Here is a 14,373-nt window from a genome sequence, read left to right on the forward strand (position 1 = left end):
CTTACTGACGAGGTGGTACCAGCAAACCAGGATCGATTCGTTCACCAAACCAATTGATACGCCAGTCCAGATGGGGGCCGGTGGCCCGGCCGGTTTTACCTATCTCGGCTATCTTCTGCCCTTGTTTAACCTCATCGCCGGCGTTGACCAAACTTTTGGATAAATGGATAAAGGTGGAAGACACACCATAGCCATGATCAACAATCAAGGTCCCCCCTGAGTAGTACATATCTGGCACGAACAAAGTCACCACGCCATCCGCAGGCGCCACCACGTCTGTGCCAACGGGACCTGCCACATCCAACCCAAAATGTGGACGTTTAGGTACCCCATTAAACACCCGCTGGCTGCCATACACACCGGATACGCGCCCTTGCGCCGGCCAGATAAAACTCTGCCAGAAATCCAGTCTGTCACTGTTAACCGCCCGCGCTTTGGCTATCTGCCGGTTATCTTTAGCTATGCGCTCAGTCACAGAAGCAGGCGGAGAAACATATTTTTGCGCCACCCCTTCAATCCGCTGCACATTATATTCTCTGGCACTCAGCATCACAGGCCATTGCTGTTTGCCCTTTTCATCCGTGAGGGTGAGGGTATTTTCCAGTGCCGCATCACGACCAAAGCCAATAACAAACTTCCCCTCGGCCGAGACTTTGACCGCTTCGCCATTTAGCGCAACCTGAGTGCCAGGTGCGACTTCGCCGCGTAGCAAGGTTCCTTGTACTTTAGGGCCGCTGAGTTCCAGCGCCTGGGCACTAAAGCCCCCCAGCAGTACACATAACAGCCACCTCTTAGGCATAAGCAATGGCTCCCTTACCTACCCCTTCAAAGGCAAAAACCTGATACTGATGTGCTGGTGCCAAACGTTTGTGCTCATCGGCCATAAACTGGGCCAGGCATTCCACCGTTGAGTCAGTGTCAACCAAATCTGACTCAGCTTTAGGGATCACTAGTTCAAACAAGCCCTGAGAGGATTCATAGGCAAACAGATAATGCTCGGAAAAATCCAAACCCTCAGCATGCTCAGATAAATGCAGCGCCGTGCGCTCGACTATATCTTCACGGGTGCCGATGTAGATATCCTGCCAACGAGAGGCCCAATAGGCAGCGCTTTGTTTGCAGAGCTTACCGTCTTTAGCCACTTTAACCCGCGAGCGATGACCATGGGCAATGCGCTGACAATTACCGTCATGTTTTTTCAGGCCATGAGTGTAATGATAATAAGGCTCGTCAATCTGTTCTTCACGCAACATCAGGGTTAAGCCCTGCACGTTGTCTGGCAGCTCGGTGGCAATAATCTCTTTAAGATACTGACTCACCGAGTCCATCGTGACTTCTTCGGAATAAATAAAGGCGTAAGCTTCCGGCGGACAATGCAGATGTATGGAGCGTCCATCCGGGCGCAAAAAGTCCAGATTAACCTGATCGGTAAGGGGATCGTGCTTGACCTTGGCATACTGGTGCTCTGCCGGTACCAACAATTTATGGTCAACATGTTCGTCAATCAGCCGTTTGAGCTGTTTTTTTACCTTGGAGAAGTCCAGCACCATACTTTCTTCGTTCAGGCCGCCGTCCAGAATTACATCCACAATCCAACTCTCGCCAACCATGCCACGACGTGGGCATAAGTACGAGAAGTCTATTACGGTGAGGTCATTTACAAATAGTTGCATCAGGTGGGACACTTAACAGAAACACAAGACATTATAAGGCCCGAAGCGGGCCGTTGTAAAAGCACAGGGCAAAGTGATATCACAAAGACTCATCAATCTTTGGCCTGTTTAAGCAACTGGTCTTTCAAATTGGGCGGAATACCCTTAATCACCAGGGTGTCGGTAGCAATATCGTAGCGAATACGTTCACCATATAAGGCCCGGTCAAAACTGATACTGACGCCACCACCGGCCCCGGTAAACTTGCTTAAGCCTTTTAACGCACCGCGATCGGCCTGAAACACTTCCTCCAGCGGGCTTTCATTGACGTCGGTTTTAACGAAATCGTAAAAGGTACGATTTTCATCACTGGGCAAACGGCCGGACAGCTCTTTGATATTAATATCTTCGCCCAACTCCAGCTTTTCTTTGTAGTACTCGGCGACGGCCTTGCGGCTTTGTTGCTTTTCCTGCGGATCCAACTGCTCAGCAGCCAAAAATTCATCCACTGTGGTAACCAGCTGTTTATTCTGCTGCTTGATATCTACCAGTTCCTGACACCCCAGGAAACTTAAGAAAAAGTCCGACACCTTGCGCCCGGCGCGGCCTTTGATAAAACTCACATACCGCTGGTTATCGGCATTCACCCTAAGTTCGGTTAAATCCACCCGCGCCGCCAGTTGCATACGAGCAAGATCCAAATGGTCGCTGTAGGTCAGCTCCAGGTCGTGGTTTATCTCAATATGTTCTTTGGTGTTGACCACCGCCACCAGCAAATAATCGGTCGCCAGAAATTGATAGCGGCTGAATATCACAAAACCGGTTTCCGGGGTGGCAAAATCCATTAAAGTCTTTTTCAACAGTTCGGCAATCTTGATACTAAAGCCATGAAAATCCAGTTGTTCCGCTGTTAATTGCCCAAGCAACTGAGCAAACTCCGGATGCGCTTCATCATTCAGGCCACCCACGCCTTTGCCGGGTTTGGCGTTATAGCTATGGTGCAGTTGCTGAGCCAGCTCCTCAATTTGGGCACTGATATCAAAACAGTTGGCGCGTGGCACCAACACCAGTTCCTGTTCAGCGTTAATTCTCAGCTGATGAACAACAAAATCTTCAATTACGGCACTCATGAATGCACAAAGCCCTTTGCAAATAGTTATAAATTAAGCAGTTGTCGTGGCGATACGGTCAACGGATTGGTAAACTTGGCCGCAGACAATTCCATAGAATGACAGCATGCCTCAAAAGTCAAAATACTCTAACGAACGTTTCGACCTGCTTACCCAGGATTTGATCAGCGTACTGGAAAAGCACCAAGCCGACCGCGATCTCACACTGATGGCGCTTGGCAACCTGGTTACCAATGTCTTTAACCATCAGGTGGCGCCTCAACATCGTCAGGCCATGGCCGAACAATTCAGTCAGATCTTACTGAAAAGCGTTGATAAAGCCCAAACCACAAACAAGGAATAAAGCAGCGCGCTATGATACTTGGTGATACACCCAGAAGGCAACGCGTGACCAAACTGGTCAGTTGGGGACATTGGTTTGCCGTAAGCAATATCCTGATCGCCATAGTGATCGCTTCCATTTATGTGTTTAACTCGCCCATTCCTGACACAGGACTGGGCTTGCTGTACTTATTCAGCAACTGGTTCAGCCATATCGCCTTTTTAACCTTTATGGGTTTTATCCTGTTTGTACTGCCACTGTGTTATCTGGTGCCCAACGTCAGAGTGGTTAAAGGCTTAAGTTCGGTGTATGCCGCAGTAGGCTTAGCCCTTCTAGCCTTTGATGCGCTGCTGTACAACAAGCATGGATTGCATCTGAGCCTGGGCTCGGCGGAAGTGATACGCAGTGAAACCCAAAATGCCATGGCCAACTTCAGTTGGCAGCAGTGGAGCTTTTTGGGTTTATTGTTTTTGGTCTGGTTATCTTTCCAGTTGATGATGGCCAATGCCTTATGGAAGCGCATTGAACGCTTCCAAAAGCAGCGTATCGGTCTGCCCATACTCAGCTTCTTTGTGCTGTGTTTTGTCAGCAGCCATGGCGGTCATATTTGGGCCGATGCCAATTTATATCAGCCAATTATCAAGCAGGACGATATGTTCCCGCTGTCCTATCCGGCGACGGCCAAAACTCTGATGTCGAAATATGGTTTGCTGGATTATCAAAGCTATCAACGTCGCAAGGAATTACAGTTAGACAGCCAGTTTAATCATGTTACCTATCCTGCCGCCCCGGTTTACTGCGGTATAGATGACAAGGCCAGTCTGGTGCTATTGGTAGGCACCGAGCCGTCGCAGCTTGGCCATCTGAGTTCTGCTCTGGGGCTTAAGCAGCATGGGCTGCACTTTGATGTGGCAGCCGATCAGGCCAGCGCCCGTTTTTCGGTGCTTTATGGCTTACCGTCCTTATACCAACGCGCGTTGCAGAATCAGCGCCCGGTGCCTTTGGATTTGGCCCAAAAACTTGGTTTGCCAACCTTTGTTTACTCGGCACAGTCGCTGCCGCCAGGTGTACAAGGGTTAACTAAAGACTGGCCGAGCTTCTTCAATGCCGTCAGTCAGGATGGCCCTAAGCTTGCCATCGCGTTTGTTAACGATGAACAAATGAACTTGTTGTTGGGCGGCGATTTACATAAGCACAGCCAACTCCTGGTAACCCAAATGCGCCCCAATCAGCGCGTTGGACTACTGAGCAGTATTGGACTGGCAAATAACGTCTCCAGTCACGAAGATTTGCTGCCAACACTGATGGGGTTACTGGGCTGTAATGCCCCCGCGAACAACTACAGTACCGGGCAATCCTTGCTCGACCCACAACGCAGTTGGCTGATCAGTAACAACAACGGTAAGTTGGTACTGCTGGATGACCAACAGCGAGTGGAAATTGATCCCCAAGGTAACTACAAGAGCTTTGATCTGAGTTCTGAGGAGCAAAACAGTAATGGCCTGAATATGAGCAGGCTCAGCCAGGCCATTAAGCACTTAAGCCGTTTTGCAGAGCACAAATAGTAAAAAGCCGGCAGTTGCCGGCTTTTTCATTTAATCAGTACCTCATCCAGTTGCGTAACACGAATAGCATCTTGCGAATCGCCTTGTGCCCCAGAATGGGCATAAAAATAGCGCTGGCCAACCCCGGCTTGTTTGGCTGCCTGCATATCCGAGTCTTTATCTCCCACCATCACCGACGCGGACAAGTCGATATCCAAGGCATTAGCGGCATCAAGTAACATACCGGGAGCCGGTTTACGGCAATCGCACTGACGTTTATACCGCCCCTGCCCCTTTTCGGCATGATGCGGGCAAAAATACACCGCATCCAGCCTTATTTCCTTGGCCGCAAACTGTGCTTTCATCCACTCGGTAAGCCGTGCAAAGTCCTCTTCCGTGTATAACCCACGGCCAATACCAGATTGATTGGTCACCACCACCAACAAATAGCCGGCTTGCTGAAAGCGTTGGCATAAGGCAAAGATGCCCTCAACAAACTCAAAATCCTGCGGGCGGTAAACATAGCCGTGATCCAGATTAATCACGCCGTCACGGTCAAGAAATAAGGCTTTTTGCATAGTGGATAAATTGAAGCAAAACCATGGCCGGGAAGGATAACAGATTCATTATCAATAATGGGGAATAAAGGCGGTGAGCAAGGCTGTCACCGCCTTTATTCCAGTGGCCCAGATGTCGATTAAATACGTGTACCGCCGTCGATTTCCACTACCCGGCCGGTAAAGTAGTCATTTTCAAAAATAAAGGCCGCGGCATGGGCAATTTCAGCGGGTTCTGCCAAACGCCTCAGGGGAACCGTACTTAAAAAGCGTTCCCGCATTTCCGGGCGCATTTGCGCCGCCATGGCTGTTTCCACCAGACCGGGGGCAATACAACCGGTACGAATACCAAAACGCGCCAGCTCTTTGGCCCAAGTAACTGTCATCGCAGACACCGCCGCTTTGGAGGCAGAATAATTACTTTGTCCCGCATTACCGGCTCTGGAAACGGAGGCCAGATTAATGATCACGCCGGCGCTTTTGGTTTTCACCATTTGTGCCGCTGCTTCCCGTCCACACAAAAAAGTACCGGTGAGGTTTACGTCAATGACAGACTGAAACTGGCTGAGTGACATTTTATCCACCAACTCACCGTCTTTTACCTTAAGCAACATACCGTCGCGCATAATACCGGCACTGTTGATTAAACCGTTTAAGGCACCAAAGTGTGCCGCGATATCGGCAAAGGTTTGCTCTACTTGCTGCTCGTCGGTGACATTGACCACAAAGCCTTTAGCGCAATCCCCCTTGGCATTGAGTTGGCTGACAGCCTGCTCTACCGCATCGGCCTGCATATCCAACAGCGCAATTTTCGCGCCCTTAGCGACAAACGCCTGTGCCATCGCCAGACCCAGGCCCTGGGCTGCACCGGTAATGGCAATCACTTTATCTTGTAGTTGCATAGGCTTACTCACTTATTGCTGTCGGCTTGACCGAACAGGGTGAAAATACTGGAAAAGTCTTTATTGCCGTTACCGTGCAGACTGTGCATGGCGTACAGGCTTTGCGCCAAAGCGCCAAGCGGCGTGGATGAATGGCTTTGCTTGGCAGTGTCCATGGCAAGCCCCAGGTCTTTACGCATCAAATCCACCATAAAGCCGCCCTGATAACTATGACTGGAAGGCACATTCTCCATCACTCCAGGACAGGGATTGTACTTTTGCAGTGTCCAGTTACAGCCTGAACTTTGCAGCATAATGTCTGATAAAACGTTAGCGTCCAGGCCGTTGTCCAGTCCAAGCTTAAGCGCTTCACTGGTGCCCACCATCAGCACCGACAACAGCATATTGTTGCAGATCTTGGCAACCTGCCCGGCACCATGGCCACCGGCATGAAAGATATTCTGCCCCATGGCTTGTAATACGGGCTTGGCCTTATTGAATTGCTCATCACTGCCGCCGACAATAAAAGTCAGGGTGCCAGCCGCCGCGCCAGCAACGCCACCGGAAACCGGCGCATCAACAAAGTCAATACCTTTATCAGCCAACCCTTTTGCCACAATACGTGCACTTTCGGCATCAATAGTGGATGAGTCAATAACCAGGGCACCGAACTTAAGATGTGCCACCAGACCATCATCACCAAGATAAAGGCTGCGAACATGCTTGCCAGCAGGCAGCATAGATACCAACACATCTGCGCCTTTAGCGGCGTCAATGGCCGAGCTGGCAGCGGTTGCCCCTAGTCCGGCCAGTGCTTTAACGCTGTCTTCAACCAAATCAAATACATGGACATTGAAACCGGCTTTTACCAGGTTAGCGGCCATAGGCCCGCCCATATTACCCAAGCCAATAAATGCGATTTGCATAATGCGTCTCCTATTCCTTACCCAGTGCTGCCAGCGGGTGCTGTTGTGCATCCCAGATAGGCTTAAAGAACCCTTCGACAATGTCAGCCGGCACGTCGGCCACCGACTCATAACGCCATTTAGGCTGATTGTCTTTATCAATCAACAGGGCCCGCACCCCTTCCTGAAACTCACCAGCTTCACCGCAGCGACAAGAGAGGTTTAATTCCATACGAAAACAGTCTTCCAGGCTCAGCGCCCGACCACGCTTAAGTTGCTCCCAGACTAAATGGGCAGTCACACTAGAGCCTGCATTCAGGGTTTGTACCGCCCGTGCCAGCCAGTTGTCCTGCATAGGTTCAAGTGCCTGAATGGCCGATACCACCTCCTCAAGGCTGTTATGGCGAGTTACCTGCTCAATCAGACTATGATGTTCTTTGACATTGCAACGGGGCAACTGTGACTGACTATCGCGCTGAAACTGGGCGCACAAGCCACTGAGTTTTTCATGGTTCAGGGTTTGCGTGCCGCCCCATTTAATCGCCAGCATCTGCTCGATAAAATCGTCTTTCAGTGCATGACTGATAAAGTGATCGGCCAATTTAACGTACAGCGCGTCGGTGGCATTAATGCTGGCGCCGGTTAAACCAAGGAACAGGCCGCACCCGGCCGGCATACGGTTTAAAAACCAGCTGCCGCCTACATCCGGATACAAACCTATGGTAATTTCCGGCATAGCAATTCGAGATGTTTCGGTCACGATACGGTGGCTGGCACCGCTCATCAGCCCCAAACCGCCCCCCATCACAATACCGTTTCCCCATACCAATAGTGGTTTGTTGAAGGTATGCAATAGATAATCAAGGCGATATTCCTCGGTAAAGAACACCTCCAGCGCGCGCGGTACCTCGCCGGGCTGCTCCAGCATGGCGTTATGCATGGCGACCACATCGCCTCCGGCACAAAAGGCCTTATCACCGCTGCCATCCAGAATCACCGCGACAATATCTTCGTCCTGCTGCCAGGCCAGCATTTGCGGCATCAACAGGCGAATCATCGACAAGTTCAGAGCATTGAGAGCCTTGGGCTTATTTAATGTGGCATGGCCTATACGTTTGCCATTGGCGGTAGTTCTTTCTGTAAACTCCACCAAGGCCTGCTGTTCCATGTCTTGCATTGTTATCTCCTAGATAATGTCGCCGACATCTTCAGCCAACAGCCTTCTGGCCACAATCAGGCGCATAATTTCATTGGTGCCTTCGAGGATCTGATGTACCCGGACATCCCGAACATGGCGCTCCAGCGGGTATTCGCGGATGTAACCATAGCCACCGTGAATTTGCAGCGCATCATCACAGACCTTAAAACCGACATCGGTGGCGAATCGTTTTGCCATCGCACAGTAAGCCGTTTTCTCCGGGTCGTTGTTATCCAATTTGAAGGCGGCCAGCCTGACCATTTGTCTGGCTGCTACCAACTCGGTATTCATATCCGCCAGCTTAAACTGCAACGCCTGAAAAGCCGCCAGCGGCTTCCCGAATTGCTGGCGTTCCAGCATATAGTTGCGCGCGGTATTCAGCGCTTGCTGCGCGGTACCTATGGAACAGGTGGCAATATTGATGCGTCCGCCATCCAAACCTTGCATAGCAAATTTAAAGCCCTCGCCTTCCTGCCCCAGCAGGTTCACGACCGGTACTTTGACATCCTCAAACGTCACCAAACGGGTAGGCTGAGCATTCCAACCCATTTTCTCCTCTGCCTTACCATAGACTATCCCTTGTGCATCTGCCGGGATAACCAGAGCAGAAATACCTTTAGGACCAGCCTCACCGGTACGTACCATTACCACCAGTACGTCTGTTTCACCGGCCCCGGAAATAAACATTTTAGAGCCGTTAACCACATAATGGTCACCGTCTTTTCTGGCACTGGTACGCAGCGAGGCGGCATCAGAGCCGGACCCCGGTTCGGTCAGGCAGTAGGAGGCCAGTTTCTGCCCGCTCACTAGCTGTTCGCACCAAGCCGACTTCACAGCTTCTGTGCCCCACTTGGCAATCATCCAACTGGCCATATTGTGAATAGTCATCATGGCCGTGGTGGCAGTACAGCCCATGGCAAGTTGTTCAAAAATAATCGAGGAGTCCAGTCTGGACAGGCCTAAACCGCCCGCCTCTTCCGGTGTGTATAGGGCACAAAAGCCCAGCTCACCGGCCTTTTGAATCACATCTTTGGGAAAATGGTGTTGCTTGTCCCATTCGCCGGCATAAGGCGCCAGTTCCTGTTCAGCAAATTGTCTGGCCGTTTCTGCAAAGGCCAGTTGATCATCGGTAAGATTGAAATTCACGTTAGATTACCTGTATGTCCTGTGCAGCCGATACGCACGACTGCGGAAAAACTTTCAGAGGGGCCGGTCGACAAACAGGCCGGCCACAGCTCTGTCGCAATCAGCGTAAGCTGATGGTCATATTCGGACCGTGCGGAATGTCATCTTCAAACCAACGACTGGTGACGGTTTTGGTCTCGGTATAGAAACGCACCGCTTGTTTGCCGTAGGCATGCAAATCGCCGTAGAAGGAATTCTTCCAGCCGGTAAAGGAGAAAAACGGCAGCGGTACCGGGATGGGCACGTTGATACCTACCTGTCCCACTTCAATTTCATGCTGGTACTTGCGGGCCGCCGCACCAGAGGCGGTAAAGATGCTAGTGCCGTTACCAAAGGGGTTGCGATTAACCAGGGCAATGGCATCTTCAAGCCCTTCCACTTCCATACAGCACAAGACCGGGCCAAAGATCTCTTCTTTGTAAATGGTCATCTGCTCATCAACCCCGGTAAATACCGTCGGCCCTACCCAGTTGCCAGCTTCGTAACCCGGCAGACTAAACTCGCTGCCATCCACCAGACACTCCGCCCCTTCCTGCTTACCTTGTTCAATCAAAGACAGCACGCGCTGTTTGGCGCGGGGACTTATCAGCGGGCCGTATCCGGCTTCTTTATCATTCCACAGGCCCGGCTTTACCTGACCAATCATGTCAGCAAGCTCGGGGATCCACTCTTTGGCCTTACCGACAAATACCGCCACGGAAATGGCCATACAACGCTGACCTGCGGCACCCACAGAAGCACCTACCAGATTATTTAGCACCTGCGCCTTATTGGCATCCGGCATAATCACTGAGTGGTTTTTGGCGCCAGCAAAACACTGGGCACGTTTCATGTTATCGGTGGCCGTTTTATAAATATGCTGGCCCACAGGGACCGAACCGACAAAAGACACCGCCTTGATATCTTCATGCGTCAGCAACTGGTCCACTTCTTTGGCCCCACCGTGGACAATGTTCAGCACCCCTTTAGGTGCACCCGCTTCGAGAAATAGCTCGGCAAGACGGGTTGGGGTCATGGGATCCTGCTCAGAGGGTTTAAGCACAAAAGTATTACCGGCGGCGATAGCCAGTGGGAACATCCAAAGCGGGATCATGGCTGGAAAATTAAAGGGCGTAATACCGACGCAAACACCAAGTGGCTGGATATAGCTATAGGTATCAATGCCGCGTGCCACATTTTCCACCGTTTCGCCCATCAGCAGCGCCGGAATATTCATGGCCTGTTCAACCACTTCAATACCACGCCATACATCACCTTTTGCATCATCAAAGGTCTTGCCGGTTTCCTGGCTGAGAATTTCGGCAATTTCGTCGTGGTGCTCCTTCAGTAACGCCTGATAGCGCATCATCAATCGCGCACGCTCAGGCACTGCCACATTACGCCAGGTTTTAAAGGCTTCTTTGGCTGAGGCAACGGCTGCTTGCACTTCCTGCTCTGTGGCACAAGGCACCTGGGCGATGACACTATTGTCCGCCGGGTTAGTCACATCAATGAGTTGCGACGATTGCGAGGCAACAAATTCACCATTGATTAGCAAAGGGATCTGTTTCATATGACATCCATCTGTTGCGGGCTGCTCAGCGGGTAGAGCAGCTTGTTAATATAGTGTGAGCTACCTTAGCAGAGTTTTTACCTTGACGTTAACGTAAACTTGTAAAAATTTTTCCCAGCCAATGACAACTTCTCTGTACAAGCGAAATTACGCCAAAACCGGATAAACTCTGGCCATCCAGCTCACTGAACAGCCATGATTGATGACTGAACAAGCAGGATTTTACGCCTTATAGCAAGCACTATACTTTGGTATAGCTGCGGGTCTGACTTGCCATTTCCACGAGGAGAGTTCACCTGCCCTGTCAATCTAGCCCGTCAAACGCATCCCCTGACTTTACCGCCAAGAGGTTATATTATAACATTTCAAAATAAAACTTATGCTACCAATCTGGTATGGAACAACAAGGTGCCTCCCATGCGCAAAGCAAAACTCCCCGTCACTGTCCTGTCCGGCTTTCTCGGCGCAGGGAAAACCACGGTGCTTAATCACATCCTCAATAACCGTCAGGACAAAAAGGTAGCGGTCATAGTGAACGATATGAGTGAAATCAATATTGACGCCGCCATGGTGAAAAACGAGGTATCACTGAGTCACAGCGAAGAGAAACTGGTAGAGATGAGCAATGGTTGTATCTGCTGCACCCTCAGAGAGGACTTATTGATAGAAGTCAACGCATTAGCTTTGTCTGGAAAGTTTGACTACCTGGTCATCGAGTCCACAGGTATTTCAGAGCCCTTGCCGGTCGCAGAAACTTTCACCTTTGCCGATGAAAATGGCGTGTCCTTATCCGATGTGGCGACATTGGATACCATGGTCACCCTGGTCGATGCGGTTAACTTTTTAACCGATTATGACGAAGCAAAATATTTGCAGGAAAGCGGCGAACATTTGGGAGAGGAGGACGAGCGCAGCGTGGCAGACCTGCTTATCGAGCAAGTAGAGTTTGCCGATGTGATATTAGTCAGTAAAACCGACCTGGTGGACAGTGTTCAGGTTGAGCGACTGATGGCAATTCTATCATCCCTTAATACCAGTGCCCGCATTATCCCAATTAAAAATGGTCAGGTGCCAGTCAACGACATACTGGGCACGGGCCTATTTGACTTTGATAAAGCCCAGCAGGCACCGGGCTGGCTTAAAGAAGTGCGCGGCGAGCATGTACCCGAAACTGAAGAGTACGGTATATCAAGTTTTACTTATTCAGCCCGTCGCCCCTTTCATCCACACAAGTTTTATCAGTTTTTGCATGGCACACAGCAGCACGGCAAGCTACTGCGTTCTAAAGGCTATTTTTGGCTGGCATCTCGCCCGCAGTTTGCCGGAAATTGGAATCAGGCAGGAGGCATAGCCCGCTATGGGTTTGCGGGTCTGTTCTGGAAAGCCGTGCCTAAGTCACAGTGGCCAACAGATGCCGAGTCTCTGGCCTATATAAACACGCTCTGGCAGGAACCTTTTGGTGACATGCGCCAGGAGCTGGTGTTTATTGGGCAGAATTTGGATAAACAGGGGATCACGACCGCGCTCGACCTTTGCCTGCTATCCGATGAAGAGCTTGCACAGGGTAAAGCCTACTGGCAAACCCTACCGGATCCCTTCCCTCACTGGGAGCACCAAGCATGAACAACCTATCTTTAGTGCAACACAGCACAGACGAAAAAGTCAGACATGCGGCAAAAGCCCCTATTCCCACCGTGCTTACAGAGATCTATAGTGACAGCACTAACATGGCTATCTGGCAAAGAGAACTGTGTGCCACGCTACGACGCAATCTGGCGCACTATCTGCAGAAAAACAGCCCCAACTTAAACCTGACCCGAATCATTGAAGCCGACGCTATCGAACGCGACCTGGCGGACATCCTGACAGACTTTGCAGACCATGAGGCCTTACGCGCCAATATTGCCGAACTTGTCGATATGTTTTGCTGTCTTTTTGACTTACCGCGCGCAGGCTTGCGCTTAAAGGTACTGGAGCACGCCATGTGCCCCCGCTTTCATGTGGACAGGGTGCCTTGTCGGCTAGTCACCACCTTTTGTGGCGCGGGCACCCAATGGTTACCCCAGCCGTTGGTCAACTATCCTATGCTAGGCGCAAACAATCAGGGCCTGAAAGATGAAGCGTCGGGCTTGTATCAAGATGAAAATGATATTCAGGCACTTAAACCTGGTGATGTTGCCTTACTAAAAGGTGAGCTTTGGCAAGGTAATGAAGGTGCCGGTTTAGTGCACCGCTCGCCGCCGGCCAATGACACAGAAAAGCGGCTTTTGCTTACCTTGGATTTTGTGCGCTAACCAGTTCCGCCTTATAAATACAGGGGAGACAAGCTATATATTGTTGCCAACAAAATTGATTTTATTAGCAGCACATCACAGCCTAAGTGGATAGCCGTGTTACACACGGCAATATCGAAACCAGTTGCCTGCCCTTTAGCGGCGAAAATTCTCCCCTTTAGGGCTATCTTCGGCTTCATGCCTACTACAGGGCTAACGGTTGTCTTTCGGGCAGGCTTAGTTGGCCTGCTGCGCCATGTCTACTAAGGCTTGATAGCGGCCGGGCTTGTGATTGATGGTTAACAGCATATTGATAATCACCGCCCCTAACACAGAATAAATCACCGCGGTCCAATCAAAGCAAAACGCGGCCACAGCAAGGATCAGACAATCCACCACCAGTTGGAATGTGCCCGCACGCAGTTTATATTTTTGCTGTAAATAATAAGCAAGAATACCAACACCACCCAAACTGGCCTGATGGCGAAACAGAATCAGCAGTCCGGTACCAATCAATCCGCCACCGGCAATTACGGCAAATAGCGGATGCACTTTGTCAATACTCAGAGCCAAATGCAGATAGTCGGTCAACACCGACACCAAAGATACCGCCAAGAAGGTATTAAACGTAAAACGAGGGCCTAGCTCCCGCCATGCCAGAAAATAAAAGGGTAAGTTCAGCACAAAAAACCAAACTCCAAAGCCGGCGGGACTAAGATAAGCGCCAATTAAGGCCATTCCAGACGTACCGCCCGTCACCAGCCCGGTGGTCTTGAAAAACAAGACCCCTATAGCCACAAACAGTGAGGCCACCAACAGGGCAATGGCGTCTTCATAAATTTTATGCGCGGGGATCTGCATACTCGGTCCTTGGCTTTAAGCAAATGGGTGAAAACAGCAACGCTTGCTGAACTATGCCAGACACCTATTTTACCTGCCCAAGCTCGCCCATATAAATGGCTCCCCCAGGAGCCTTATGGCGATAAAAGTGTAAAAAAGTAAGGGCAGCTTTACGACTTTTTAAGCATTGGTAACCAGTATGTTGATAAGATGAAAACTGTTACGCGTTTTACCAGAATAAGTCAGCCCTATCGTCCATAACAGCTAACAGGCATATTCACACCGGGGCCTGCGGCGCAATCAAACACTTTACCAAAGACATCCGACCAGATAA

Annotated in this window: 14 protein-coding genes; 4 read left to right on the forward strand and 10 right to left on the reverse strand. The window is 50.5% G+C overall.

What is annotated here, in order from left to right; translation table 11 throughout:
* Window position 1 precedes the first annotated feature (1 nt).
* The 3 genes from IEX02_RS11855 to yejK all read right to left on the reverse strand — a co-directional run bounded on the left by IEX02_RS11855 (window position 2) and on the right by yejK (window position 2,782).
* Window positions 2–799: a M23 family metallopeptidase gene (locus IEX02_RS11855; RefSeq protein WP_188695140.1), complete on the reverse strand. Its 798-nt coding sequence runs from the start codon at window positions 797–799 to the stop codon at window positions 2–4.
* The gene (locus IEX02_RS11860; RefSeq protein ID WP_188695143.1) at window positions 792–1,673 is read right to left on the reverse strand and encodes a 6-carboxytetrahydropterin synthase; all 882 of its coding nucleotides are present in this window, start codon (window positions 1,671–1,673) and stop codon (window positions 792–794) included. Before IEX02_RS11860 ends, IEX02_RS11855 begins: the two co-directional genes overlap by 8 nt.
* Before the next feature lie 92 nt (window positions 1,674–1,765).
* Window positions 1,766–2,782 carry a nucleoid-associated protein YejK gene (gene yejK, locus IEX02_RS11865; RefSeq protein WP_188695146.1) on the reverse strand — a complete coding sequence of 339 codons (1,017 nt, stop codon included), beginning with the start codon at window positions 2,780–2,782 and terminating at the stop codon, window positions 1,766–1,768.
* Between the two features lie 106 nt (window positions 2,783–2,888).
* Here yejK and IEX02_RS11870 point away from each other — a divergent pair, with 106 nt between their 5' ends.
* The gene (locus tag IEX02_RS11870; protein WP_188695152.1) at window positions 2,889–3,125 is read left to right on the forward strand and encodes a YejL family protein; all 237 of its coding nucleotides are present in this window, start codon (window positions 2,889–2,891) and stop codon (window positions 3,123–3,125) included.
* A gap of 11 nt (window positions 3,126–3,136) precedes the next feature.
* Window positions 3,137–4,669 (forward strand): DUF3413 domain-containing protein, encoded by a 1,533-nt coding sequence (locus IEX02_RS11875; protein ID WP_188695155.1) that lies wholly within the window; start codon window positions 3,137–3,139, stop codon window positions 4,667–4,669.
* 26 nt (window positions 4,670–4,695) lie between these two features.
* Here IEX02_RS11875 and gmhB read toward each other — a convergent pair whose 3' ends face one another.
* The 6 genes from gmhB to IEX02_RS11905 form a co-directional block, all read right to left on the reverse strand.
* Window positions 4,696–5,226: a D-glycero-beta-D-manno-heptose 1,7-bisphosphate 7-phosphatase gene (gene gmhB / locus IEX02_RS11880; RefSeq protein ID WP_188695158.1), complete on the reverse strand. Its 531-nt coding sequence runs from the start codon at window positions 5,224–5,226 to the stop codon at window positions 4,696–4,698.
* Between the two features lie 119 nt (window positions 5,227–5,345).
* A complete protein-coding gene (locus tag IEX02_RS11885) occupies window positions 5,346–6,107 on the reverse strand; it encodes an SDR family oxidoreductase (RefSeq protein WP_188695161.1) in 762 nt (253 codons plus the stop codon).
* Between the two features lie 8 nt (window positions 6,108–6,115).
* Window positions 6,116–7,012: a 3-hydroxyisobutyrate dehydrogenase gene (gene mmsB / locus IEX02_RS11890; protein ID WP_229702202.1), complete on the reverse strand. Its 897-nt coding sequence runs from the start codon at window positions 7,010–7,012 to the stop codon at window positions 6,116–6,118.
* 10 nt (window positions 7,013–7,022) lie between these two features.
* Window positions 7,023–8,168, reverse strand: coding sequence for an enoyl-CoA hydratase/isomerase family protein (locus tag IEX02_RS11895; protein ID WP_229702203.1), 1,146 nt, complete (start codon window positions 8,166–8,168; stop codon window positions 7,023–7,025).
* Window positions 8,169–8,177: 9 nt separating this feature from the next.
* Complete coding sequence (locus IEX02_RS11900; protein WP_188695166.1) at window positions 8,178–9,335, reverse strand: acyl-CoA dehydrogenase family protein; 1,158 nt, start codon at window positions 9,333–9,335, stop codon at window positions 8,178–8,180.
* A gap of 100 nt (window positions 9,336–9,435) precedes the next feature.
* On the reverse strand, window positions 9,436–10,926 hold the full coding sequence (locus IEX02_RS11905) for a CoA-acylating methylmalonate-semialdehyde dehydrogenase (RefSeq protein WP_188695169.1): 1,491 nt from the start codon (window positions 10,924–10,926) through the stop codon (window positions 9,436–9,438).
* Window positions 10,927–11,343: 417 nt separating this feature from the next.
* On the opposite strand from IEX02_RS11905, the gene zigA reads away from it, so the two are divergent.
* Entirely contained in the window at window positions 11,344–12,549 is a 1,206-nt protein-coding gene (gene zigA, locus IEX02_RS11910) for a zinc metallochaperone GTPase ZigA (protein WP_188695172.1), read from the forward strand.
* On the forward strand, window positions 12,546–13,220 hold the full coding sequence (locus IEX02_RS11915; RefSeq protein WP_188695175.1) for a DUF1826 domain-containing protein: 675 nt from the start codon (window positions 12,546–12,548) through the stop codon (window positions 13,218–13,220). The genes zigA and IEX02_RS11915 overlap by 4 nt, the downstream gene beginning before the upstream one ends.
* Before the next feature lie 216 nt (window positions 13,221–13,436).
* Here IEX02_RS11915 and IEX02_RS11920 read toward each other — a convergent pair whose 3' ends face one another.
* Entirely contained in the window at window positions 13,437–14,060 is a 624-nt protein-coding gene (locus tag IEX02_RS11920; protein ID WP_188695178.1) for a YitT family protein, read from the reverse strand.
* Window positions 14,061–14,373: the final 313 nt, after the last annotated feature.

Source organism: Bowmanella pacifica (assembly GCF_014645355.1).
In the GTDB taxonomy this organism is placed as follows: Bacteria; Pseudomonadota; Gammaproteobacteria; order Enterobacterales; family Alteromonadaceae; genus Bowmanella; species Bowmanella pacifica.